The 22,869-nt window shown below is 70.1% G+C and carries 24 protein-coding genes; 16 read left to right on the top strand and 8 right to left on the bottom strand.

What is annotated here, in order from left to right; all coding sequences use genetic code 11:
- Positions 1-5: 5 nt before the first annotated feature.
- The 9 genes from GRX01_RS05880 (at position 6) to GRX01_RS05840 (ending at position 7,657) form a co-directional block, all read left to right on the top strand.
- Positions 6-1,079, top strand: a complete 1,074-nt coding sequence (locus tag GRX01_RS05880; RefSeq protein ID WP_159664436.1) for a carbohydrate ABC transporter permease — start codon at positions 6-8, stop codon at positions 1,077-1,079.
- Entirely contained in the window at positions 1,076-2,038 is a 963-nt protein-coding gene (locus GRX01_RS05875) for a carbohydrate ABC transporter permease (RefSeq protein WP_159664434.1), read from the top strand. Before GRX01_RS05880 ends, GRX01_RS05875 begins: the two co-directional genes overlap by 4 nt.
- 163 nt (positions 2,039-2,201) lie before the next feature.
- Positions 2,202-3,350: an ABC transporter ATP-binding protein gene (locus GRX01_RS05870; RefSeq protein WP_159664432.1), complete on the top strand. Its 1,149-nt coding sequence runs from the start codon at positions 2,202-2,204 to the stop codon at positions 3,348-3,350.
- 117 nt (positions 3,351-3,467) lie between these two features.
- Positions 3,468-4,247, top strand: coding sequence for a pirin family protein (locus tag GRX01_RS05865; RefSeq protein WP_159664430.1), 780 nt, complete (start codon positions 3,468-3,470; stop codon positions 4,245-4,247).
- Between the two features lie 85 nt (positions 4,248-4,332).
- Positions 4,333-4,935: a superoxide dismutase gene (gene sod, locus GRX01_RS05860; protein ID WP_159664428.1), complete on the top strand. Its 603-nt coding sequence runs from the start codon at positions 4,333-4,335 to the stop codon at positions 4,933-4,935.
- 178 nt (positions 4,936-5,113) lie between these two features.
- Entirely contained in the window at positions 5,114-5,815 is a 702-nt protein-coding gene (locus GRX01_RS05855; RefSeq protein ID WP_159664426.1) for an MBL fold metallo-hydrolase, read from the top strand.
- A gap of 80 nt (positions 5,816-5,895) precedes the next feature.
- The gene (locus GRX01_RS05850) at positions 5,896-6,357 is read left to right on the top strand and encodes a cupin domain-containing protein (RefSeq protein WP_159664424.1); all 462 of its coding nucleotides are present in this window, start codon (positions 5,896-5,898) and stop codon (positions 6,355-6,357) included.
- Between the two features lie 101 nt (positions 6,358-6,458).
- A complete protein-coding gene (locus tag GRX01_RS05845) occupies positions 6,459-6,821 on the top strand; it encodes a DUF5827 family protein (RefSeq protein WP_201289526.1) in 363 nt (120 codons plus the stop codon).
- The gene (locus tag GRX01_RS05840; RefSeq protein ID WP_321167928.1) at positions 6,818-7,657 is read left to right on the top strand and encodes an ATPase; all 840 of its coding nucleotides are present in this window, start codon (positions 6,818-6,820) and stop codon (positions 7,655-7,657) included. Before GRX01_RS05845 ends, GRX01_RS05840 begins: the two co-directional genes overlap by 4 nt.
- A 78-nt stretch (positions 7,658-7,735) precedes the next feature.
- On the opposite strand, the gene GRX01_RS05835 is transcribed toward GRX01_RS05840, so the two are convergent.
- Positions 7,736-8,359 (bottom strand): MBL fold metallo-hydrolase, encoded by a 624-nt coding sequence (locus tag GRX01_RS05835; protein ID WP_159664422.1) that lies wholly within the window; start codon positions 8,357-8,359, stop codon positions 7,736-7,738.
- Positions 8,360-8,461: 102 nt separating this feature from the next.
- On the opposite strand from GRX01_RS05835, the gene thyA reads away from it, so the two are divergent.
- The 4 genes from thyA (at position 8,462) to GRX01_RS05815 (ending at position 11,604) form a co-directional block, all read left to right on the top strand.
- Positions 8,462-9,463 (top strand): thymidylate synthase, encoded by a 1,002-nt coding sequence (thyA, locus tag GRX01_RS05830; RefSeq protein WP_159664420.1) that lies wholly within the window; start codon positions 8,462-8,464, stop codon positions 9,461-9,463.
- Positions 9,463-10,029: a dihydrofolate reductase gene (locus tag GRX01_RS05825; protein ID WP_159664418.1), complete on the top strand. Its 567-nt coding sequence runs from the start codon at positions 9,463-9,465 to the stop codon at positions 10,027-10,029. Before thyA ends, GRX01_RS05825 begins: the two co-directional genes overlap by 1 nt.
- An 88-nt stretch (positions 10,030-10,117) precedes the next feature.
- Positions 10,118-11,128, top strand: a complete 1,011-nt coding sequence (locus tag GRX01_RS05820; protein WP_159664416.1) for a lamin tail domain-containing protein — start codon at positions 10,118-10,120, stop codon at positions 11,126-11,128.
- 89 nt (positions 11,129-11,217) lie between these two features.
- Positions 11,218-11,604, top strand: a complete 387-nt coding sequence (locus tag GRX01_RS05815; RefSeq protein WP_159664414.1) for a tautomerase family protein — start codon at positions 11,218-11,220, stop codon at positions 11,602-11,604.
- 14 nt (positions 11,605-11,618) lie between these two features.
- Here the strand turns inward: GRX01_RS05815 and GRX01_RS05810 are convergent, their stop codons facing one another.
- On the bottom strand, positions 11,619-12,374 hold the full coding sequence (locus GRX01_RS05810) for a class I SAM-dependent methyltransferase (RefSeq protein WP_159664412.1): 756 nt from the start codon (positions 12,372-12,374) through the stop codon (positions 11,619-11,621).
- Between the two features lie 156 nt (positions 12,375-12,530).
- Between GRX01_RS05810 and GRX01_RS05805 the strand changes: the two genes are divergently transcribed.
- Together GRX01_RS05805 and GRX01_RS05800 are read left to right on the top strand one after the other, a co-directional pair.
- A complete protein-coding gene (locus tag GRX01_RS05805; protein ID WP_159664410.1) occupies positions 12,531-12,920 on the top strand; it encodes a DUF7522 family protein in 390 nt (129 codons plus the stop codon).
- A gap of 44 nt (positions 12,921-12,964) precedes the next feature.
- Positions 12,965-13,657, top strand: a complete 693-nt coding sequence (locus GRX01_RS05800) for a YqjF family protein (RefSeq protein WP_159664408.1) — start codon at positions 12,965-12,967, stop codon at positions 13,655-13,657.
- 39 nt (positions 13,658-13,696) lie between these two features.
- On the opposite strand, the gene GRX01_RS05795 is transcribed toward GRX01_RS05800, so the two are convergent.
- The 6 genes from GRX01_RS05795 to GRX01_RS05770 form a co-directional block, all read right to left on the bottom strand.
- Positions 13,697-16,534 carry a DEAD/DEAH box helicase gene (locus GRX01_RS05795; RefSeq protein WP_159664406.1) on the bottom strand — a complete coding sequence of 946 codons (2,838 nt, stop codon included), beginning with the start codon at positions 16,532-16,534 and terminating at the stop codon, positions 13,697-13,699.
- A gap of 84 nt (positions 16,535-16,618) precedes the next feature.
- Positions 16,619-16,768, bottom strand: coding sequence for a rubrerythrin-like domain-containing protein (locus GRX01_RS05790; protein WP_159664404.1), 150 nt, complete (start codon positions 16,766-16,768; stop codon positions 16,619-16,621).
- 102 nt (positions 16,769-16,870) lie between these two features.
- Positions 16,871-18,013, bottom strand: coding sequence for an NAD(P)/FAD-dependent oxidoreductase (locus GRX01_RS05785; protein ID WP_159664402.1), 1,143 nt, complete (start codon positions 18,011-18,013; stop codon positions 16,871-16,873).
- Between the two features lie 301 nt (positions 18,014-18,314).
- Positions 18,315-19,316 (bottom strand): phosphomevalonate decarboxylase MvaD, encoded by a 1,002-nt coding sequence (gene mvaD, locus GRX01_RS05780; RefSeq protein ID WP_159664400.1) that lies wholly within the window; start codon positions 19,314-19,316, stop codon positions 18,315-18,317.
- A gap of 25 nt (positions 19,317-19,341) precedes the next feature.
- Positions 19,342-21,084: a sensor histidine kinase gene (locus GRX01_RS05775; RefSeq protein ID WP_159664398.1), complete on the bottom strand. Its 1,743-nt coding sequence runs from the start codon at positions 21,082-21,084 to the stop codon at positions 19,342-19,344.
- Positions 21,085-21,143: 59 nt separating this feature from the next.
- Positions 21,144-22,001: a 3-hydroxyacyl-CoA dehydrogenase family protein gene (locus GRX01_RS05770; RefSeq protein WP_159664395.1), complete on the bottom strand. Its 858-nt coding sequence runs from the start codon at positions 21,999-22,001 to the stop codon at positions 21,144-21,146.
- A 181-nt stretch (positions 22,002-22,182) separates the two neighbouring features.
- On the opposite strand from GRX01_RS05770, the gene GRX01_RS05765 reads away from it, so the two are divergent.
- Entirely contained in the window at positions 22,183-22,842 is a 660-nt protein-coding gene (locus GRX01_RS05765) for a DUF7409 domain-containing protein (protein WP_159664393.1), read from the top strand.
- Positions 22,843-22,869 lie beyond the last annotated feature (27 nt).

Here is a 22,869-nt window from a genome sequence, read left to right as displayed (position 1 = left end):
TCCCCATGCGCGACATTCTTTCGAGCGTTCGACAACGACTCCGGCGCGTCGCCCGCGCGACCCGGACGAGTGGCGACGCGGGCCACGGCGGCGAGGACGGCACCGAGGCGAACGGCGACGACCCCGCCCTCGACGACGGCGCGGTCGTGACTGACGGCGGGACCACCGCCGGCAGCGACGGGTTCGTCGACCGACTCAACGACCGCTTCGGCGACGACTTCACCGAGTCGGCACCGTTCTGGCTGCCGCCGTTCCTGCTCGTCGGGCTGTTCGTCTACGGCGCCATCGCGTGGAACTTCGTCATCTCGCTGACCGACTATCAGGGGTTCATCGGCCCGGACTACTCGGACCTCGACTTCGAGATGTACGTCCGGGCGATCAACGACTCGGCGGTCATCGACGCGACGGTCAACACGTTCCTGTTGGTCGTCGCCTTCACCGCCGTCGCCCTGGGCTTCGGGCTGTTGCTCGCCATCCTCATCGACCGGAACATCCGGTTCGAGAACACGTTCCGGACGATCTATCTGCTGCCGATGAGCCTCTCGTTCGTCGTGACCGCGCAGTTCTGGCTGTGGATGTACAACTACAACAACGGCGTCGTCAACATCGTCCTCGGCACGGTCGGGATCGGCCCGATCAGCTGGATCGGGAACTCCTCGATCGTCCTGTGGGCCGTGGTGTTCGCGCTCGTGTGGCAGTTCTCCGGGTACACGATGGTCGTGTACCTCGCGGGACTGCGGGCCATCCCGACCGAGCACTACGAGGCCGCCCGCGTCGACGGCGCGTCGACGCTGAAGATGTACTGGCGGGTCATCCTCCCGCAGCTCAAGGGGTCGACGATCAGCGCCGCCATCGTCCTGATGGTGTTCGCGCTGAAGGCGTTCGACTTCCTGTACTCGCTGGTCAGCGGCTACCGACCGCCCAACGGGGCGGACATCCTCGCGACCAAGATGGTGCGTGAGGCGTACAGCACGAACAACTGGGCGTACGCGTCGGCGATCGCGATCATCCTGTTCCTGATGGCGCTGTCGATCATCGGCCCGTACCTCTACTACGAGTACAAGCAGGGGAACCTATGAGCGACGCACGACACGACGAATCCGATCCGACGGACTCGGCCGGCGGAACCGACGGCCTCGCCGATCGGCTCCGTGACGACCTCGCGGGGCTCGACGGCTACCGCGTCGCGCTGTACGCCACGATCCTGACGATGACCGTCTTCTTCCTGACGCCCATCGAGTCGGGACTGGTCACCGCGTTCAAGACGAACCCCGAGGGGATCAGCTCGACGCTCCCGTTCGCGCCGCCGCCGCCGCAGTTCTTCACGCTGGAGAAGTGGCAGACCGCGATGGCGGCACTGGGACGCGGCATGGTCAACAGCGCGCTGTACGCGGTGCCCGCGACCATCCTCTCGGCCCTGCTCGGGAGCTTCGCCGCCTACGGCCTGACGCAGGCCGACTGGCGAGCTCGGTACAAGGCGCCGGTGTTGACCATGCTCGTCGCCGGGATCTTCATCCCGTATCAGGCGGTGCTCGTGCCCCTCTCGCAGTTCTGGGGCGCGATGCCGCTGCAGGAACTGCTCACGCCGCTGTGGGTGCTGGGCGTGCCGGAGGCGTACACCGGGCTGGTCGAGCTGACGATCACCCACGTCGCGTACGGCATCCCGATCTGCATGGTGCTGTTCCGGTCGTACTACCGGAACGTGAGCGAGGAGATGATCGAGGCGGCACGACTCGACGGCGCGACGTTCCGCCGGGTGTACCGCCGGATCGTCTTCCCGATCTCGACGCCGATGTTCGCGGTCGTGCTCATCTACCAGTTCACGCAGATCTGGAACGACCTCCTGTTCGCGCTCATCCTCGTGTCCACCGAGTCGAGCCCGGCCGCCCCGGTCGTGCTCATCCTCGCCGGCCTCGGGGAGTCGATGGAGGGACAGGACTTCGCGCTCCGGATGGCCGGGGCGTTCATCGCCGCGCTGCCGACGCTCATCGTGTACATCATGTTCGGCGAGGAGTTCGCCGAGGGGGTGGCCACGTGAAGTGCGAGGCCGACCGCAGGGAGGCCTCGGATACGCGACCGGCGCGAGTCGCGAGCGCACACGGCGAGCCGACCGCAACACCGACGGCGTGTGCCGTCGGATCGACCGATCACGACCGATCACGACCGACCCGCGCCCGCGGGTCACACGGGGGACTCTGACCATGGCACGACTCGAACTCGACGACGTACGGAAGGTGTTCACTGACGACGACGGCTCCGACATCGTCGCCGTCGACGACGTGACGGTCGACATCGAGGACGGGGACTTCCTCGTCCTCGTCGGGCCGTCGGGCTGCGGGAAGTCGACGACGCTGCGGATGGTCGCCGGGCTGGAGACGGTCACCGACGGGGACATCCGCCTCGGCGGCCGGTCCATCGTGGGCCAGAAGCCGCAGGACCGGGACATCGCGATGGTGTTCCAGTCGTACGCGCTGTACCCGCACATGACCACCCGGGAGAACATGTCCTTCGGGCTGGAGGAGTCCACGGACATGGCGGACGCCGAGATCGACGAGCGCGTCGAGAACGCGGCCGACCTGCTCGACATCCCGGAACTGCTCGACCGCAAGCCGTCGGAGCTGTCCGGCGGGCAACAGCAGCGCGTGGCGCTCGGGCGGGCGATCGTTCGCGAGCCCGAGGTGTTCCTGATGGACGAGCCGCTGTCGAACCTCGACGCCAAGCTCCGCTCGCAGATGCGCACGGAGCTGCAGCGCATCCAGGAGGACCTCGGCACGACGACCGTCTACGTCACGCACGACCAGACGGAGGCGATGACGATGGGCGACCGGATCGCGATCCTCGACGGCGGCGAGCTCCAGCAGGTCGGGACGCCGCTGGAGTGTTACCACCGTCCGGCGAACCACTTCGTCGCGGGGTTCATCGGCGAGCCGGCGATGAACTTCTTCGATGCGACCGTGGAGGGCGACCGGCTGGTCACGGACCGCTTCGAGTACCCGCTGACGGCCGACATGCGCGAGGCTGTCGAGGGCGCCGACGGCGTGACCCTCGGCGTCCGTCCGGAGGACATCGAGGTCACCGCCGACGGCCCCGCGAGCGACGACGACGAGTTCGACACGGTGGTCGACGTCGTCGAGCCGATGGGCAACGAGAACGCCGTCTATCTGGGCTTCGAGGCCGACTCGAGGGACACGTTCGTCGCGACAGTCGGCGGCATGCGCCGCATCGACGCCGGCGAGTCCGTCGTCGCGCGGTTCCCGTCGGACGCGGTCCACCTGTTCGACGCCGCCAGCGGCGACGCCTTGCACAACCGCTCGCTGGAGGACGCCGCCGACACTGAGCCGCGGATCTGACGGTCGGCCGCCGCTCGTTCTCACCGCGTCCGTCGGCGCCGGTCGGCGGCGAGCTTCCGGCGACGCGGGCGTTATCCCCGTCGGTCGACTCGGTGTCGCCATGGAGGCGACAAGTCGATGACCGACTCCGACGGATCCAACCGCGCCGGGCCGATCGCCGGCGGACAGGTTCGCCACGGAACGGGCGTGAACTCGACGCGCGCGTTCCCCACGGAGACACACCCGTCCCACCGCGACCCGTTCGTCCTGTTCGAGCGGTTCTACATCGACCCCGACACGGGGTTCCCCATGCATCCCCACCGCGGGTTCGAGATCGTCTCGTACATGCTCGACGGGGGGATGGAACACGAGGACTCCCTAGGCGTGTCACACACCGCCCGGGAGGGCGACGCGATGCGGATCACGACCGGCGGCGGCATCCGCCACTCGGAGTTCCCCGCCGACGGGGCCGCCTGCAACGGGCTCCAGCTGTGGGTGAACCTCCCACGCGATCGCAAGGAGGTCGAGGCCGACTACGCGGACGCCGCGGCCGCGGACCTCCCGACCGCGACCGAGGACGGCGCGACCGTGACGACCGTCGTCGGCGACGGCTCCCCGCTGGAACTCCACACGTCGATGGAGTATCTCGACGCCCGGATCGACGACTCGTGGACGTGGACGGTCCCCGACGGCTGGGCCGGCTTCGCCTTCGGCGTCGCGGGCGCCGGAACCGCCGACGGAGACCGGATTGGGGCGGGCGACGTACTCCCGGTCGAGGGCGGCCGATCGGTCGAGTTCGCTCCCGACGACGATCCGGATTCCGGGAGGGACAGCGACGGCGGCCGGTTCCGCGTGGTCTGTGTCGCCGGCGAGCCCCACGACGAGCCGATCCGCCAGCGCGGCCCGTACGTGCTATAGGCGGCTCGCGCGTCCTGTCGGTATGGCTACGTAAAGCGGATTCAGGGAACGCTCTTTTGCCGGAGGGCCGTACGGTGGAACGCACATGAGCGACTACGAACTCGATCCGCTGCCGTACGACTACGACGCACTCGAACCGCACATTTCCGAGCAGGTGCTGACGTGGCATCACGACACCCATCACCAGGGCTACGTCAACGGCTGGAACTCGGCTGAGGAGACCCTCGAAGAGAATCGCGAGAACGGCGAGTTCGGCTCCTCGCCGGGCGCGATTCGCAATGTCACGCACAACTCGTCGGGACACATCCTGCACGACCTGTTCTGGCAGAACATGAGCCCCGAGGGCGGCGACGAGCCGTCGGGCGCGCTCGCCGACCGCATCGCCGAGGACTTCGGCTCCTACGAGGCGTGGAAGGGCGAGTTCGAGGCGGCCGCCGGCAACGCCAGCGGCTGGGCGCTGCTCGTGTACGACACGTTCTCGAACCAACTCCGCAACGTCGTGGTCGACAAGCACGACCAGGGCGCGATCTGGGGCGGCCACCCGATCCTCGCGCTGGACGTGTGGGAGCACTCCTACTACTACGACTACGGCCCCGCCCGCGGCGACTTCGTCAGCGCGTTCTTCGAAGTCGTCGACTGGGACGAGCCCTCGACGCGCTACGAACAGGCCGTCGAACTCTTCGAGTAAGCCGGCGCCGACGAACGGGTCCGGAGGGACCCGAGCGTAACACCCGATTTCTTTCGACGCCCCGTCCGACAGCCGCGGCGCCGGGCGACCCGTCACGCCGGTCCAGAACGCACGCGACGTTCGCGGACGGGGTTCCCCGACACCCACAGTTAGGGCGCTCGCGACCCACACGGACCCCATGGAACTCGCAGATGGCGTGTACGCGCTGGAGTTGACGATGGAGCGGGAGGAGGGAACGGCCGCGTTCCACCCCGTGGCCGTCGAGACGCCGCGGGGGCCGCTGCTCGTCGACGTCGGGCTTCCGGGGCAGACCGACCAGTTGGCGTCGGCGCTGGCGGAGCACGGCCTCGACCTGGCGGACGTTCGTGCGGTCGTCCTCACGCACCACGACGGCGACCACGCAGGCTGTCTCGCGTCGGCGTGTGAGCGCGCGGACGACCCCGTCGTGTACGCACACGAGGCGGCGGCGCCGTACGTCGACGGCCGGGAGTTCCCGATCAAGAGCGACCCCGACGGCGACCGCTACGAGCCGGTTCCGATCGACGTGGAGCTACAGGACGGCGTGACGTTCCGGACGAAGGCCGGGCCGATGCGGGCGGTGTTCACGCCCGGCCACGCGCCCGGTCATCTGGCGTTCCACCTCCCCGAGGCCGAAGTGCTGCTCGCGGCCGACGCGCTCCGCGGCGAGAACGGCGAGTTGGTCGGTCCCGCGGAGCACTTCACGCCCGACATGGCCGAGGCGACCCGGTCGGTCGGACGGCTCGCGGAGTTGGAGACGGCGGTGCGAACGACCCACTGCTATCACGGCGGCACCGTCGACGCCGGGACCCCGGAGATCGAATCGATACACGAGTCGTTGGCGGCCGAGCACTCGAGGTAGCGCCGCGGTCGCGAACGGACCGCACCGCGGGGGTTCCGCCACCAGACGATTCATGTCGCCACCGACCGAGGCGCCGATCGATGGAACACATCGACATCGACGAGGTCGAGACCGGCGGCTTCGGCAGGGACGTGGAGATGCGGCCCCTCACCGACGCGCTCGGCACCGAGGACATGGCGATCAACCACTACCGGCTCGATCCGGGCGAGGGGTTCTCCGGCGGGCTGCACGCCCATCTCGACCAGGAGGAGGTGTTCGTGATCCTCTCGGGGACCGCGACGTTCGAGACCGAGGACGACGCCGTCGAGGTCGGCGCGGGCGAGGCGATCCGGTTCGCGCCCGGCGAGTACCAGACCGGAAGCAACGATGGCGAGGAGCCCGTCGAGGCGCTCGCGCTCGGCGCGCCGGCCGACTCGACGGAGGTGCGCGTCCCGACCGAGTGCCGCGACTGTGGACACGACGCGCTCGCGGCGGTTCCGGGGGACGACGGCATGGAGTTCGTCTGCCCCGAGTGCGGAACCGAGGCGGACCTCCCGACGTAACCGCAGACGATCGCCACCGTTCGCGACCGTTCGCCATCGTGGCCGTTGGCGGCCGTTCCGGACCCGTCGCGCTTTACCGAGGCCGCGAACTACGGACCCGTATGCCGATCGAGAAATCGGAGTTCCCCGGACTGTACCCGTGTGACTTCTACACCCCCGCGGAGCTGTTCGAGCCGGACCGGATGTACACCGTCTACGAGACCGCGCGGCTCCTGCAGGGGCTGGAGCCGGACGCCGAGATCGACGAGGGAACGGAGGGAGTGTTGCTCGACTGGGCGATCCCGTGGATCATGATGAACTCGGAGGAGCTCGTGGTCGCGGAGCCGCGCGGGGACGACGAGCCCGGCTACTACGGCCTGCGACGCCCGGAGGACCTCGACGGCGCCGGCGACTCGGCCGACAGCGACTCGGCCGACGCTGACGGCCCCGGGCACCCGGACGACGCGCCCGCGGACGGAGCGTGAAGCTCCTCGTCGCCGGGGGCGACCCTGTCGATGCGGGGAAGACGACGTTCGCGGTCGGGCTGGCCGCGCGACTCCGCGCCGACGGCTCGCGACCCACCGTGTTCAAGCCCCGCGCCGGCAACGACCGCTGGTTCGACCACGACGACGTGCGCCGAGCGGCGGGCGACGGCCGGCTCTACGGGAAGGACATCGACCGACTGCTCCGGGCGGCCGGCGGCGACGCGACCCACGAGCGACGGAACCCGATCCACCGCCTCTGGGGGCCGACGCCGGGCGAGACCGGGCTGCTCGGCGAGTCCGACCGGACGTTTCTCGTCGACCGCGTCCGGACGACCGACGGCGACGAGTGGGTGGTGAACGGAACGACCGAGATCCCCGACGCGCTCCGCGACGACCTCCCGCTGGTGGAGGCCCGCCGCGTCGACTCGGTGCGGGCGTTCAACGAAGCGATGCGCGAGCTCCACCTGCCCGCGCTCGATCGTCTCGCGGAGGACGTTCGGGCTGCCGGGGGGTCTGGGGTGGCGCTCGTGGAGTCGTACGGCGACGTGGCGATGCCGCTTCGCGAGGTCGGGTTCGACGCGGTCGCGGTCGTCGACCCCGGCCGATGTCGCGTGTACGACGGCGACCGTTGGGCGCTCGCGCGCGAGACCGCGACCGGCGACCGCGACGAGGGGACGCTGGAGGTCCACGTCGACCGCGTGACCGGGATGCTCGATCCGCTCTCGACACGCGACCTTCGCCCGCTGACCGGCGAGGAACGGGACGACCCCGACGTCGTCGCGTCGGCGTACTCGGCGGCGTACGACGAGTTGCTGGCGGCGGCGCAGGATCGGTAGCGCGCGACGTACCAGTCGGCGGCGCGGGCCGGCGACGGCTGCGCTATGCCGGACCTTTCCGTCGCTGTCGCCGCCCCGCTACCGCGTTCGCGCCGCTCGCCCGGCGAGTTCCACGTGATCGAACGGCGAGTCAAGCACGCTCGGCCCGTGGCCGACGTGGAGCTCCCGGAGGCCGTCGCCGTCGACGCGGTCGCGAACGCGGTCGATACTGCGGACCAACGCGTCGCGGTCGCCCTCCTCCAGGTCCGTCCGCCCGAAGCCGCCGTTCTGGAAGATCAGGTCGCCCGCGAACAGTACGCCCGCGTCCTCCTCGTACAGGCAGAGGTGGTCGTTCTTGTGGCCGGGCGTGTGCAGCGCCTCGTAGCTGCCGAGGCCCAGTTCGACCGTCTCGCCGTCGGAGATCTCGTTGTCGACCGAGGCCTGACTCGTGTCGAAGCCCCACGTCTCGACGCCGAAGGCGTCGCACACGGCCTCGACGTTGCCGACGTGGTCGTGGTGGGTGTGGGTGAGGACGACCGCGTCGAGGTCGTCGACGCGCTCGCGAACGAGCGGGATGACGTCGAAGTTCGAGCCGGTGTCGACGAGGACGCGGCGGCCCGCGTCGTCGTCGGCTCGCGCGGGCGTGTCAGCGCTCGCGGGACCGGAGACGAGGAACGCGTTGCTCGTGAACGCCTCCACGCCGGCGGCGAGGTTGTGGATCATGGAGTCGGATTGGGAGCCACGGGCCTTGGGGGTTCCCGTCGCGGCCGACCGGTCGGGTCCGGGTTCGGTAGGTCTATGACGGACGCCCCGCCCTTCTCGCGTATGCAGCAGTACCTCTCGACCGTGGAGGACGTGCTCCGGGACGGCGCCTACAAGCCGAACCGGACCGGCGTCGACACGCTCTCGTCCTTCTCGGCGCACTACGAGGCCGACCTCGCGGACGGCTTCCCCCTGCTCACGACGAAGGACCTGTCGGGCTTCCGTTGGAACTCGCTGATCCACGAACTGCTCTGGTATCTCTCGGGCGAGGAGCACGTTCGCGACCTCAGCGAGAAGACCGGGATCTGGGACGCGTGGGCCGACGAGGAGGGGCGCCTCGACACCGCCTACGGTCGGTTCTGGCGACGCTACCCCGTTCCCGAGGAGGGGCTGGAGGGCGAGACGTGGCCCGACGAGACCCACCGGTGGATGAACGACGACGAGCGAACCTTCGACCAGCTCGCGTACGTCCTCGACACCCTCCGGGAGAACCCGAACTCCCGGCGGATCGTCGTGAACGCGTGGCACCCCGCGAACGCGACCGTCTCGACGCTCCCGCCGTGTCACTACACGTTCGTGTTCAACGTCCAGGGGGACCGGCTGAACCTCCATCTCACGCAGCGCTCGGGCGATCTGGCGCTCGGGATCCCGTTCAACATCGCCGCCTACTCGATCCTGCTGACCGCCGTCGCCCAGCGCACGGGCTTCGAGCCCGGAACGTTCGCCCACAGCGTCGTCGACGCCCACGTCTACTGCGGCACCGGCGAGCGCGGCGACTGGTACGGACAGAACCGGGAGGAGTTCGCGGAGCGCGTCGCCGCCGCTGAGTCGAGCGATGAGTATCGCGAACTGGCCGACTGGGTCGAGGACGCCGCGCCGGCGGAGGCCGACGGCGACGAGAAGAAGGACCACGTGCCGGGCCTGCTGCGGCAGTTGGGCCGCGAACCGCGCGAGAAGCCGACGCTGCGCGTCGCGGACAAGCCCCTCGACGAGCTGACGTTCGACGACATCGAACTCCTCGACTACGATCCCGCGCCGGGCATCGAGTTCGCGGTCGCCGAGTGATGCACGACGGCGACACGTCCCCGCGGAGCGACGGCGACGCTGACGGCGATAGCGACGGGAACACGAGAGCCCGCGTCTCGCTCGTCGCCGCCGTCGCCGCCAACGGCGTCATCGGCGCCGACGGCGGGATGCCGTGGCACTTCCCGGCCGACATGCGTCACTTCAAGGAGACCACGACCGGCCACCCGGTGATCATGGGACGCCGGACGTACGAGTCGATCGCGAGCGACATCGGCGGGCCGCTCCCGAACAGAACGAACGTCGTTCTCTCGCGGTCGAGCCCGGACCTCCCCGACGAGGTGATCGTCGCCGAGTCCATCGAGGAGGCGCTCGCGGCCGCCCGCGGCGACGCCGCCGAGCGGGGCGTCGACACGGTCTACGTCGCCGGGGGCGGCGCCGTCTACGAGCAGTTCCTCTCGCTGGCGGACGAACTGGTGTTGACGGAGGTCCACGGCGCGTACGAGGGCGACACCACGTTTCCCGAGTTCGACCCCGACGAGTGGCGCGAGGTCGAGCGCGACGGGCGCGACGACTTCGACTTCGTCGTCTACGAGCGCGCTCGGTAGGCCGGTACGCGGCCGGTTCGCGCTCATCCCGCCGGATCCTCTCGGCCGCTCCAGAACGCCTTTCGACGTGCCACCCCACGTGTCGGGTATGCCCACCCGCGGTCTCGCCGCGCTCGCGTGTTGCATCCTGCTCGTGGTCGCGGGCTGTGCCGCCGAGCCGGCCGGCCCGTCGACGGCCGCGACCGCCGACGCCACGGAGACGGCTCCCCCCGGTTCGGGCGGAACGCCGGTAACCGCCGCCCCGCCGGCTGACGGACCTCGCGTGACGGTCGTCGAGATCGTCGACGGCGACACGTTCCGGTTCGAGTACGAGAACGGGACGACGGACACCGCCCGCCTCCTCGGCGTCGACACGCCGGAGGTGTACGGCGAGAACTCCCCGGACGAGTTCGAGGGCGTTCCGGACACGGACGCCGGCCGGTCGTGTCTGCGCGAGTACGGCGACCGCGCCAGCGCGTACGCGAGGAACCGACTCCTCGGCCAGGAGGTGACGCTCGCGTTCGACGCGAACGAGCCCCGCCGCGGGTACTACGACCGACTGCTCGTGTACGTTCACGACGACGGCGGCTCGTTCAACTACGCGCTGATCGACCGGGGCCTCGCCCGCGTGTACGACTCCTCGTTCGAGCGCGGCGACACGTTCTACGCCGCGGAGGAGCGAGCGATGCAGGCGGGACGAGGACTGTGGTCCTGCCGCGACGGCACGCCGGCGCCGCCGGGCGAGGACGAGACGACCGCCACCGCGACGGTGACCGCCACGCGGACCGGCGACGGCGTCGTCGTCTCGCGGATCCACGCCGACGCCGAGGGCGCCGACGGAGAGAACCTCAACGACGAGTACGTCGTGCTCACGAACCGCGGCGACGAGGCGGTCGACCTCGCGGGATGGACGCTGTCGGACGAGGCGGGCTTCACCTACGAGTTCCCGGAGGGGACGACGATCGCGGCGGGCGCCACCCTCACGCTCCACGTGGGCAGCGGTGAGGACACCGAGACCGACCTGTACTGGGGGCGGAGTCGACCGACGCTGAACAACGACGGCGAGACGGTGACCCTGCGCGACGCGAGCGGGGCCCTCGTCGCGGAGCGGTCGACCTGAGGCGTATAGCCGACCCGAGGCGGACGCGACAGACCTGAAGCGACCGCGCACGCCGACACGGTTATCAGACGGACGGGGATCGTTCACTCGTGCCACACCTTCGATTCGATCTCTCCGTCGCCGTCACCGACGACGAGCGCGCGTCGTTTGCCGACTGGGTCGCCGAGACGTACGCCGAGGTCATGGACACCGGAACCGACCACGTGGGCGTGTCGGTCGTCGAGAGCGACCCGCAGTTGGCCGGTGCCGACCCCGGCGACCCGATCGCGCTCGTGAACGCTGACGTGCGGGTCGGGCGGACCGTGGAGCAGCGTCACGCGCTCGCCCGCCGTCTCACCGACGAACTCGGCGACCGGTTCGGCGTCCCGGAACGAACGGTGTACGTCGTCTTCACGGAACACGAGGGAGTCGACTTCGTCCTCGGCGGGGAGCCGCTCGACGACTGGGACGCCGGCGAGGGCGACGGCGGGGACTGAGCGATACCGGGGAGTCAGGGCTTCCGCAACACCGCCTCGTAGTGGTGGTCGTTCGTGTACCGCACCTCGGCGACCGACCACTCCGAGCCCACGCACGCCTCCCGGAGCACGTCGGGCGCGAACGGTCGGAAGAGCAGCGTGTCGCCCACGTCGCCCTCGTACTCGAAGTGCATCACGCGGTAGCCCAAGCCCGGCGTGGGGTCGGGCCGCCATCCGAGGAGGTCGCGGACGCCGTCTGCGTCGGGGTCGTAGTTGTCGAGCACGGCGACGGCGTCGTCGGTCGTGACGTGGGCAAGGTCGGACAGGAACTCGCGCAGTCGGTGTGGCGGTCGCGCCAGTCCGAGTTGGGTGCCGTGGGCGTACACCGCCCGGAAGCGGTCCCGTTGGAACGACTCGCGCAGGGCGAACATGTCGCCCCGAACCGCCGACGCGACGCCGCGCTCGCGCATCGTCGCGACGAGGTGGTCGGACGGTTCCATCCCCACCACCTCGCCGTCGTACCGCTCCTGAAACCGGAGCGCGTCGCGTCCGGCTCCCGCGCCGAGGTCGAGCAGCGGCGCCGTCAGCCCGTCGGTGTCGAGCGTCTCGTACGCCGACTCGTCGCGCTCGGCGAAGTAGAACCGCTCGATCGGATGTTCGAGGCGCTCGTCGCCGTCGACACACCACAATGGCTCCGTCCGCTCGTCGTTCGCGAAGTCGCGGATCGCCCGGCCGAAGGGATCCGGTCCGTCGGTGGGGGCGTCGTCTGCCTCGGAGTCGGCGGTCGACATATCGGTCCCGACGAGAGTCATCAGGAAAACGATGTGTGAGATCCGGTACCGCGATCCACATCGGGTGGCCATCCGGGGTGCGTGATCAGGGGTGGAGGAACCGGCAAGGATGGCGGCTACCACACCGACTACCGACGCGGCCGGCAGTCGGGAGGTATGTCACAACTGCTCCCCGACGAGGCCGCGGACCGACTCGTCTCGACGTGCCGGACCACCGTCGGCGACAACGCGCGCTCGGTGACGTACTTCTCGCGCACCGACCACGAGCAGCTGTACCTGCGCGACGACCTCGAACAGGACGCCGACCTGATGGCGTTCATCGGCACCGAACGGCAGGACTTCTCGATGGCCAGCGACGGCTACTCCGGCACGGAGTTGGGCGGGTACCGCTACACACTGCGGGTGTTCGAGAACGGCTACGCCGTCCGCATCGACGGGCGCGACAAGGGCGTGCTCGTCACCAGCGACGGGATGGAACTGCGGGACTTCAACCACCTCGCCAGCGCCGTCTCCGCGACCCTCGAGGAGTGGCAGGGCGAGGACTGATCGACGGTCCGAAGACGTTTCCGAAGCGGGTCCCTGCAGCGGGTATGGTCCTCCCGCTGGAGATGGGCTGGCGACACCTCCTGTTCGAGAACTGGCCGGTCGATCCGGACGTGATGGACGCGCACCTGCCGGACGGGCTGCGACCGGACACCTACGACGGCTCCGCGTGGCTGTCCGTCGTTCCGTTCACGAACGTCGCCGTCCGGCCGAGGGGGGCGCCGGAGGCGTTCGGTATCCGGCTCCCGGAGTTGAACGTCCGGACGTACGTCACCCGCGACGGCGTCCCGAGCGTCTACTTCTTCAGCCTCGACGCACAGGGCGTCGCGAGCGTCGTCGGCGCACGCGTGTTCCACCACCTCCCGTACTACTACGCCCGCATCTCTCTGCAGTCGGACGGGCGCGGCGGCGTCCGCTTCCGAAGCCGCCGACTCCACCCCGGTTCGCGCCCGGCGCGCTACGAGGCGACGTACCGACCGACGGGCGAGCCGTTTCGCGCCCCCGAGGACCCCATGGCCGAGTTCCTCGTCGAGCGCTATCGGTTCTACACGGAGGCGCAGGACGGGTCGATCCGCTACACGGACGTGGAGCACGAGCCGTGGACGCTGTCCCCCGCCGAGGTCGAGGTGCAGACGAACACCCTCCTGAAGTCGCACGGTTTCGCCGAACCGGACGCCGACCCGGTGTACCACTACAGCCCCGGGCTCGACGTGGTCGCCTCGCGGAGCAAGCGGTTATAGGCCGGGGGCGGCGGGCGAGGGCGATCCCCGGCGACCGCGCTACTCCCAGAAGCTCTTGGTCCGCGCGTACTGGCGCTCCTGCTTGAGGATGTCGCGGTAGAAGTCGTCCTCGTCCTCCCGAAGCTTCCCGATGATCCGCGCGGCGTTGTGCGGCCCCACCCCCCGAGCAGCCAGCGCGATCACCGCCTGTTTGCCGTGCGCCTGGACGAGGTTCGCCGAGCGGTTCGCCTTCCGGGTGAGCTCACGCTGTTCCTCGTCCTTCTCGCTCGCCTGCACGGCCTGGACGACCTCGTCGGCCCACGGGTTCAGCGCCGCGATGCGGGTGGATCCGCACTCCGGACACTCCGGGCTGTCGCGGACGCGCCGCACCTTCGTCCGCTGGTTCCACTCGCCGCAGTGGACGCACAGCTGGATCACGTGGTCGTCCATGATCCGGTCGCGGATCGTCTCGATCACGGAGGCGTCGGCGTTCTCGGGGACGAGGAACTCCCGGCCCGACGAGCGCCCGGCGGTCCCCAGCGGCGTGCGCTCGCGGGCGGCGACGACCTCGACCTCGCCGGCGTGGATCGCGTCCAGCAGCTCGGCCGTCTCCTCGACGGCGAGTTCCGTGTGGAACACCTCCCGCACCGCCTCGTCGAACACCGGCGTGTCCTCCAGCGCCGTCATGAGCCGGTCGCCGCCGAAGCGCTCGTTCCCCTGATAGCGCTTCAGGGCGCCGAACTTCGCGGCGACGTGCGCGAGGGTGAACTTCAGCGTGTCCGAGTGCTTGAGCGCCAGTTCCAGCAGCGCCTCGACGTGTCCGGGGTCGGTCTCCTCCAGCACCTCGATGACGGTGCCGGGAGTGACCCCGTTGGGCACCTCCAGTTCGACGCGATATGGATCGGCCTCCATTCCGACCGAGGAACCGGTTCGTTGGCCGATGAGCGCGGAGAGCAGTCGCCCGAGCGTGCGGTTCACCTCGTGCCCGAAGGCGGCGTTGACGGCGATTGAACGGCCCCTTCCCTCGACGACGATCCGGTCGTCCGTCGGCATCGGGTGGCCCGCCTCGACGTGTCCTCCGACCGTGTCGAGGCCCACCTGTATCGTTTCGGCCTCCGCGGGGTACCGCCCGGCGAACTCGCGGGCGACCGCGTCCGCGTCGGCGCCGCCGGCGAACTGTGGCTCGGCGACGCCGCGCATCTCTCCCACCTCCGCGGCGACGGCGCGGGGGACCGGGATCTCCTGCCCGGTCCAGGAGGGCACCTCGCCGGCGGGGTCCTCGATGGGCGTGACGTTCACCTCCGACTCCTCCTCGTCGATGTCGTTGATGCGCCACAGCTCCCCGCGCTGGATGAACGCCTCGCCCGGTTGGGCGAAGTTGACGACGAACCGCTCGTCGAGGGTGCCGATCTGTCGCCGAGAGGAGATGTCGTACACGTCGTACGTCTCCTCGTCGGGGATCATCGAGAGGTTCCGGTAGTAGTACTGCCACGTGCCGCCCGACGTCTCCAGCACGTCGCGCTCCTCGTCGATCCACAGCAGGCGGTTGCCCGACAGCTCCCGGGCGACCTCGCGGAACGTCTCCTCGGGGAGGTCGCGGAAGGGGTACGCCCGCGTGATCAGCTCGTACGCCTCGCGGGCGTCGACCTCGCCCATGTCCATCAGGAGGCCGACGATCTGGTTGGCGAGCGTGTCGAGGCTGCCGTGGTGGATGCCCGACTCCTCCACGTCGCCCTCGACGGCCCGCCGGGCGATCGCCAGCGCCTCCATCGTGTCGTCGGGGCTGTCCGTGACGACGGTGCCGTGGCTCACCTCGTCGCGTCGGTGACCCGCGCGGCCGACGCGCTGGAGCAGGCGCGCGACCTCGCGGGGGGAGTTGTACTGGACGACGTGATCCACCCGCCCCACGTCGATCCCTAGCTCCATCGAGGAGGTGCAGACGAGCCCCGCGATCTCGCCTGACTTGAACCCGTCCTCGACCTCGATGCGGGCGTCCTTCGAGAGCGACCCGTGGTGGACGCCGATCGGCTCGCCGAGCGTCTTGAAGCGCGACCCCAGCGCCTCCGCTGTCTGCCGGGTGTTGACGAAGATCAGGACCGACTCGTTCCCGCGTACGATGTCGCGGATCAGTCGGACGTGGCTGGCGATGTCGGGGTCGGTCGCCAGTTTCCCGGCGAGGCGTTCGTCCTCCGCGGTCACCTCGGGGGAGACGACGTCGAACTCGACCTCGCTCCCCACGTCCACCTCGACTATCTCACAGCCCCTGTCGCCGGTGAGGAACTTCCCCACCTCCTCGGGGTCGCCGACAGTCGCGGAGAGGCCGACGCGCTGGAAGTCGCCGGCGAGGCGCCGGACGCGCTCCAGTCCGACGGTCAGCTGGGCGCCGCGTTTCGAGGCCGCCAACTCGTGGACCTCGTCGACGACGACGTGGTTCACGTCCGAGAGGGCCGCCCGGAGCTTCTCGCCGGTCAGCATCGCCTGCAGCGTCTCCGGCGTCGTCACCAGCACGTCCGGCGGGTCGTTCGCCTGCTTGCTTCGCTGGTAGTCGCTGGTGTCGCCGTGGCGGACCTGCACGTCGAGGTCGAGGTACTCGCCCCACCACTCCAGCCGCTCGCGCATGTCGCGATTGAGCGCCCGCAGCGGCGTCACGTACAGCGCACCCAGTCCCTCCGGACGGGTCTCCGCGAGCGCCGAGAACACCGGCAACATCGCCGTCTCCGTCTTCCCGGTCCCCGTGGGGGCGATGACGAGCGCGTCGTCGCCGTCGGCTATCGGCGGGATCGCCCGTCGCTGGGGCGCCGTCGGCGTGGTGAAGCCGCGCTCGGAGAGGGCCGCCCGAACCTCGCCGCCGAGCGACGCGAAGGCGTCCATCCCCGTCGCCCCCGACGTTTCACTCATCGACGCGGATAGCGCCGCGAGCCGGTTAAGCGTCGCGCTCCCGGCGTTCGGGGGCCGCCTCGGTGCCGCTCCCGTCGACCCGATTCACTCCCGGCTGATGGCGATGTTCCGGACGGTGCCGTCGCACTCCGGACACGTCCCCGGGTGACTCTCCGCTCGGGTCCGCGTGCCGCAGCCGAGGCACTCGAACACGCCCTCCGACGCGTCGTACGGGTCGATGTCTATCGTCGGCATATGCTAACTGTTGACACGAGTCGAGATAAGCCTTATCTGCATATTCAGTCCATCGATCCTAGGTATACAAGGACAGCCGGTGAACGATCGTCGAAGTGATAGCTACAGAAGTTCCTCTTCGACAAGCTCGACGGCGTTGCGCACGGCGCCGACGGACGTGAGATAGCCGGCGCCGACCCCCGCCTTCGACGCCCTCGCGGCCGCGCCGGTGATCACGGTCGGCCCCAACTGGGCCACGGCGCCGTCGCCGATGGAGACGAGCCAGCCGGGCACCTCGAAGCGGTACGTCGTCAGCCGCGGCGAGAACTCGTCGGGATCGGCCGAGCGTTCGTAGTCGACCAGCCGGCCGACGTTCTCGGCGACGGTCTTCGCCTCCCGGACGGCCGCGGATGCGGAGGCCGGGACCGGCTCGCCGTCGGCGTCGACGGCGCGGGCGGCGTCGCCCAGCGCGAACGTGCGGTCGGTCAGGCGGAGGTCGGCGCGGACGACCGGACGGTCGCCGTCGACCGCCTCGTCGCCGGCGATGCCGCCGGTCCAGACGAGCTGGTCGTAGCGGAGGTCCCCGGCGTCGGTGGCGATCCGGTCCTCGGACACCCGCCCGACGGAGGTTCCCGTCTCGATGTCGACGCCGCGGTCCTCCAGCTGCTCGCGGACTGCCCGGCTGAAGTTCGGGGGGAAGTTCGGGGCGACCTCGTCCAACTGCTCGACCAGCGCGATCTCCACGTCCCCGGGCACCTCGGCGCCCTCCTCGCGAGCCAGCGCGGCGAGTTCGCCGGCGACCTGCACGCCCGACAGGCCGGCGCCGCCGACCACGACGCGGCCGCCGTCGTCGACGACCTCGAGGAACCGCTCCCGGATCGACGCGGCGTCGTCGAGCGACTTCAACGGCGTCGCGTGCTCACGCAGTCCCTCGATCCCGTAGTACGCGGTCTCCGAGCCGAGACACACCGCGCCGTAGTCCCACTCGATCACGTCGCCGTCGGCCAACTCGGCGCGGCCGGCTTCGGCGTCGACATCGACCACACTGTCGACGACCAGCTCCGCCCGGTCGAGCAGATCCTCGAGGGGAACCGTGATCGCTTCCGCGACCGCCGGCCTGCGGATCGCGCGGTGGGTCTCGTGGACGAGCACGTGGTCCGCGCTCTCGTTGACGAGCGTGATGTCGACCTCGCGCGGGAGTCGGGATTCGAGTCTTCGGGTCAGGGCGACGCCGGCGTAGCCGGCGCCGAGAACGACGACATGCATTCGAGTGGGCTACGGCCGCCGCGGGTAAGGGCGTGACGGCGCCGTAGCCCGTCGAGCCGTCCGAACGTTCAAGTACTGAACCGGGACCAGCACTCCCGTGACGTGACGACGATCCGCGAGCGTCGAGCGGGTGTGCGGCGCACTGCTCGCGGGATCCGGAGCGTTCGGGCGGTCGGTGACGCTCCGGGACGCAGCCGCGCCGCCTGTCAGCCACGGGCGTAGTCACGGCTCCGCGTCAGTCAGACCCGCGCCCGCTCGTGCGTCCCGACGCGACGTTTCCGATCGGAACGGCGTTCCCGAATCAGAACAGCGCCTTCGACTCGCCGAGCACGCGTGCCGGACCGCCGACCTCCCAGACGTCGGTCTCGACGCCGACCTCGGCGATCCGCTCCTCGACGCGCTCGGCGTGTTCGGCGGGCGTGTTGACGTAGACGCTCGCGCCGGTGTCCGTCGAGAAGTACACCGGGACGCCCTCCTCCTCGCGGAGCTCTCGGACGGTGTTGAACACGGCGATCGTCTCGGGCTGCCAGTACACCCAGCCCGCGGGGCCGGTCATCGTCGTCGCCGTCAGCGACAGCGAGTCGTGCTCGGCGATCTCGAAGATCCCCGAGAACTCCCCCGCGCGGAGCCGGTCGCGCATCTGTTGCAGCTGCTCGTGGACGTGGGCCATCCGCGCGTCGAACATGTGGCTCGCCTCGGCCTCGCGGTGGGCCTCCTCGGTCTCCTTGTACGAGGGAACGAGCGCCGTCACCACGCGCAGGTCCTCCTCGGGGTCGAAGCCGTCCGGACCGACGCCCACGTCGAGGCGCTCGGCGCGACAGTCCTCGTCGTTCATCCCGGCGTACAGCACGGAGTAGGCGCCGGTGACCGCGCGGGCGGCGGACGAGGAGCCGCGGCGCGCGACCGTCGATATCTCGGGGCGGGTCATGTCGAGGCCGGCGGCCTCCACGAGCGACGTCGCCAGCGCCGCGAATCCCGAGGAGGAGGAGCCGAACCCGACGTTCGACGGGAAGGAGTTCTCCGATTCGACGCGGACGCCCGCGTCGAGGTCGGCCAGTTCGCGGACGTGATCGGCGACCATCTCGATCCGCTCGGCGCCGCGGCCGTCGACGATCTCGCCGTCGATCCGGTACTCGTCGTCGTCCGGCGACGCGTCCGGCTCCCACTCGACGGTCGTCGTCGTCCGGGACGGGGCCGTACAGAGGCTGATCGAGTCGTGGTACGGGAGGCGACGCTCGGCGTCGCGCATCCCGTGGTACTTCACGAGGCCCTGAATGGGGTGGGCGGTCGCGGTGGCCTTCATACCCGCCGAACGGGCGGGGTGGTGGTTAGTCGTTCCGAATAGTCGTGTCCGCCGGCTCATCGGCGTCGGCCCGAGCAGCGTCGCCGAACGTGTCGTCGCGACCCGTCTCCACCCCACGAACGACGAACCGGGCGCCGGCCGCGTCGCCGTCGATCGTCACCGTCCAGCCGTGGGCCTCCGCGACCGAGCGAACGATGGCGAGCCCCAGTCCCGTACCGTCGGCGCCGCTCGTGCCGGGTTCGAACGCGCCGGCGGCGATGTCGTCGGGCACCCCGGGGCCGTCGTCGGCGATCGCGAACCGGCCGTCGCCGGCGTCGACGGTGACCGTCACCGTCGACCCGCCGTGTTCGATCGCGTTTCGAAAGAGGTTCTCGAACAGCCTCGCGAGCCGGCCACGGTCGGCCACGACGGCGTGGCCGTCCGGAACCGAGACGCGAAGCGTCGCGTCGGCGGTGTCCACGTGCTCCCAGGCCGTTCGAGCGGCCTCGGCGAGCGGGACGCGCACGGGGTCCACGTCGTCCTCGGTGCGCGCCAGCGCGAGCAGGTCGTCGATGATCGCGTCCATTCGGTCGTGGGCCCGCTCGACCCGGTCGAACTGCTCGGGTTCGCCCGACTCGCGAGCCAGGTCCAGAAACCCCCCCGCCACGTTCAGCGGGTTTCTGAGGTCGTGGCTCACGACGCCGGCGAACCGGTCGAGCTCCTCGTTGCGTCGGCGAAGCGCCTCCTCCCGCCGGCGTCGTTCCGTCACGTCCCTGAAGAGGTAGACGAACGCGATCGCGTCCCCCGCGGTGTCCGTCAGCGTCGACCGACGGACGTCGAAGGTCCGCGTCTCACCGTCGCGGTCGACATCGACCGTCCCACAGTCGTGTTCGTCGTCCGTCGACTCGCGGTTCTCGCGGTCGAGATGGTCGGCGATGGCCGCCGGAACGACGGCGTCCAGCGGTCGGCCGACCGCGGGCGTCTCCCGGAAGAACGGCGCCATCGTGGCGTTGTGGTCGATGACGCGATCGTCCTCGTCGAGAACGAGTACGCCGTCGTCGAGGTGGTCCAGCACCTCCCCGCGGACTACGGGTGCGGCGTCGAGCACCCGGGATCGGTACAGGCCGACGGCGCCGAGTGCCCCCGCCGGAGCGGTCACGAGCACGGTCGGGTCGATCGGAGTGGTCACGATCCCCGCCACCGCGACGGCGTTGGCCGCCCAGGGGACGATCGCGAACCCGACCAGCAGCAGCGCCTGCCGCCGGAACAGCCGTCGCGTCCGCAACGCCTGTCGGATCACGAGCGCCGTCCCGGTCCCCATGAGCACGTACGCGTACGAGATGGTCGCCCAGTACAGGGGCCCGGTCCCCACGTTGGTGCTCGGAACGCCGCCGCTCACGGCGTAGGACCCGCCGACGTAGAACAGGTCGTGTAGCGGGATCGTCGCGACGGTGATCAACACCGTGCCGGCGACGGTCGCGAGCCCGACCCGGAGGCGCCGACTGCTGAACCGTTCCAGGCCCGCGTACTCGAGCGCGAACAGCAGCCAGGCGGGCGGGATCGCGACGTACCCGACGTAGCGGATCTGTTGCCACCGCAGCAACTCCGTGAACCCGTCCGCGGTGAGGGCGCCGAGAGTGGTGAGCGCCAACCACGACGACGCGAGCATGAGCAGCGTCAACGGGCGACCGCCGCGGGCGTCGCGATGGCGCCACGCGACTCCGGCCGTCCACAGCGAGAGGGCCGCGGCCGACAGGAGCGCGACAGCCAACGCCGCGGGCGGCGTCATAGTTCAGTCCGTATCGAGACGATATCGACTAAAACGTATCGCACGGAGGCGTCCCGACGTCAGTCGTACTCGTAGAAGCCCTTCCCGGTCTTCTTGCCCAGGTCGCCGGCGGCGACCTTCCGCTTGAGGAGGTACGCCGGCTTGTAGCGATCGCCCAGCTCCTCGTGGAGCGTCTCGCTGGCGTCGAGGCAGATGTCGAGGCCGATATGGTCGGCCAGTTCGAGCGGGCCCATCGGGACGTTCGTGCCGAGCTTCATCCCCTTGTCCATGTCCTCCTTGGAGGCGACACCCTCGTCGTACGCGCGGATCCCCTCGTTGATCCACGGCATCAGCACCCGGTTGGTGACGAAGCCGGGCTTGTCGTCGCTCTCCCACGTCTCCTTGCCGAGGTCCTCGGCGAACGCGTGTGCGAGGTCCGTCACATCCGGGGCAGTCTTCTCGCCAGTGACGACCTCGACGCCGGTCATGATCGGGACGGGGTTCATGAAGTGGAGGCCGACGACGAGCTCCTCGCGGTCGATCGCGGAGGCGATCGTCGTGATCGACAGCGTCGAGGTGTTCGTCGCGAGCACGACATCGTCGTCGGTCACGTCCTCCAGGTCCTCGAAGACGTCCTGCTTCACCTCCATGTCCTCCAGGGCCGCCTCGACGACGAGGTCGGCGTCCGCGAGGTCGCCGATGTCGGTCGTTCCCGTGATACGGTCCTCGATAGCGTCGGGCGACTCGTCGAGGTCGTCCTTCGCGTCGAGCCGGGACAGCGAGGAGTCGATCGCCTCCAGTCCGTTGTCGACGAACCGTCGTTCGATGTCCCGCATCACCACGTCGTAGCCGGCGGTCGCGGCGACCTGTGCGATGCCGTTGCCCATCGTGCCCGCGCCGACGACGCCCACCGTCCGGATGTCGGAGAGTCCGCGCATGGACGGAGGTGTCCCGCCGGCGACCGTAAGCCTAGCGGAGCGGCAGCGATCGGTGCGGGGCGGAGCGACGCCGGAGTTATCCGCCCGTGAGAACCCGCGCAGAAGGATTAAACCGTCCGGGTCCGACGCACCCCACAGGTGAACAGGAGTGGGGGATGAGAACGTCAGGGAGCTGAAGTTTGTGGGGCCGGCGACGGCGGCCGTCCTCGCGGACGCGTCGTTCGGGGCGGCCGACGTTCGAGACAAGGCCGTGTCCTACCGGATGCTGGTCGACGCCGGGGTGAACCCGGGCGTCGCCGCACGCATCCGGCGCGAGCACTCGCTGGCCTGGTCGTTCGAGTCGGAGGGGGATGACCTCGCCCGCCGGTCGAGTCAGATCCGCGGGCTCGGCGACGCGGAGCGTGCGTGGGTCGCCGCGTCCTCTGGCGACTGGCAGGCCGACGACGCCGACCGACCGGACGGGGACGAGGAACGAGACGGCGCCGATCGGGACGGGTCCGACGGCACCGGTGACGAAGTCGCGGAGGAGGGCGGCGACGACGCGGCCGCCGAACGAGCGTGGGTCGCCGCGTCCGCCGGCGGCGACACCTCGGGGACGAAGACCGACGGCTCGGGCGACCCCGTCGCCGCGGAGTCCGCGTGGCGCGAGCGCTCCCCTCCGACCCCGGTCGGGGACGTGGAGGGAGTGAGCGAGGAGGACGCCGCCGACCTCGCGGAGGCGGGCATCACCTCCGCCCGAACGCTCGCGGTCGCCGACCCCGAGGAGATCGCCGAGGCGCTCGGCCGCGACGCCGCGCGGGTGGCCGAACTCCGCGACGCTGCCGACGAACACGTCGACTGACCGATCGAAGGCGCTACTCGCGGTCGA

Source organism: Halobaculum saliterrae (assembly GCF_009831625.1).
GTDB lineage: Archaea > Halobacteriota > Halobacteria > Halobacteriales > Haloferacaceae > Halobaculum > Halobaculum saliterrae.
Note: the sequence above shows the minus strand (reverse complement) of the source record. Positions and strands in the feature narration are given on the sequence as shown.

Bases quoted from the DNA above. Each gene is read 5' to 3' on its own strand.
- GRX01_RS05880 (WP_159664436.1), top strand. From the start codon at position 6: ATGCGCGACATTCTTTCGAGCGTTCGACAACGACTCCGGCGCGTCGCC.
- GRX01_RS05875 (WP_159664434.1), top strand. From the start codon at position 1,076: ATGAGCGACGCACGACACGACGAATCCGATCCGACGGACTCGGCCGGC.
- GRX01_RS05870 (WP_159664432.1), top strand. From the start codon at position 2,202: ATGGCACGACTCGAACTCGACGACGTACGGAAGGTGTTCACTGACGAC.
- GRX01_RS05865 (WP_159664430.1), top strand. From the start codon at position 3,468: ATGACCGACTCCGACGGATCCAACCGCGCCGGGCCGATCGCCGGCGGA.
- sod (WP_159664428.1), top strand. From the start codon at position 4,333: ATGAGCGACTACGAACTCGATCCGCTGCCGTACGACTACGACGCACTC.
- GRX01_RS05855 (WP_159664426.1), top strand. From the start codon at position 5,114: ATGGAACTCGCAGATGGCGTGTACGCGCTGGAGTTGACGATGGAGCGG.
- GRX01_RS05850 (WP_159664424.1), top strand. From the start codon at position 5,896: ATGGAACACATCGACATCGACGAGGTCGAGACCGGCGGCTTCGGCAGG.
- GRX01_RS05845 (WP_201289526.1), top strand. From the start codon at position 6,459: ATGCCGATCGAGAAATCGGAGTTCCCCGGACTGTACCCGTGTGACTTC.
- GRX01_RS05835 (WP_159664422.1), bottom strand. From the start codon at position 8,359: ATGATCCACAACCTCGCCGCCGGCGTGGAGGCGTTCACGAGCAACGCG.
- thyA (WP_159664420.1), top strand. From the start codon at position 8,462: ATGCAGCAGTACCTCTCGACCGTGGAGGACGTGCTCCGGGACGGCGCC.
- GRX01_RS05825 (WP_159664418.1), top strand. From the start codon at position 9,463: ATGCACGACGGCGACACGTCCCCGCGGAGCGACGGCGACGCTGACGGC.
- GRX01_RS05820 (WP_159664416.1), top strand. From the start codon at position 10,118: ATGCCCACCCGCGGTCTCGCCGCGCTCGCGTGTTGCATCCTGCTCGTG.
- GRX01_RS05810 (WP_159664412.1), bottom strand. From the start codon at position 12,374: ATGTCGACCGCCGACTCCGAGGCAGACGACGCCCCCACCGACGGACCG.
- GRX01_RS05805 (WP_159664410.1), top strand. From the start codon at position 12,531: ATGTCACAACTGCTCCCCGACGAGGCCGCGGACCGACTCGTCTCGACG.
- GRX01_RS05800 (WP_159664408.1), top strand. From the start codon at position 12,965: ATGGTCCTCCCGCTGGAGATGGGCTGGCGACACCTCCTGTTCGAGAAC.
- GRX01_RS05795 (WP_159664406.1), bottom strand. From the start codon at position 16,534: ATGAGTGAAACGTCGGGGGCGACGGGGATGGACGCCTTCGCGTCGCTC.
- GRX01_RS05790 (WP_159664404.1), bottom strand. From the start codon at position 16,768: ATGCCGACGATAGACATCGACCCGTACGACGCGTCGGAGGGCGTGTTC.
- GRX01_RS05785 (WP_159664402.1), bottom strand. From the start codon at position 18,013: ATGCATGTCGTCGTTCTCGGCGCCGGCTACGCCGGCGTCGCCCTGACC.
- mvaD (WP_159664400.1), bottom strand. From the start codon at position 19,316: ATGAAGGCCACCGCGACCGCCCACCCCATTCAGGGCCTCGTGAAGTAC.
- GRX01_RS05775 (WP_159664398.1), bottom strand. From the start codon at position 21,084: ATGACGCCGCCCGCGGCGTTGGCTGTCGCGCTCCTGTCGGCCGCGGCC.
- GRX01_RS05770 (WP_159664395.1), bottom strand. From the start codon at position 22,001: ATGCGCGGACTCTCCGACATCCGGACGGTGGGCGTCGTCGGCGCGGGC.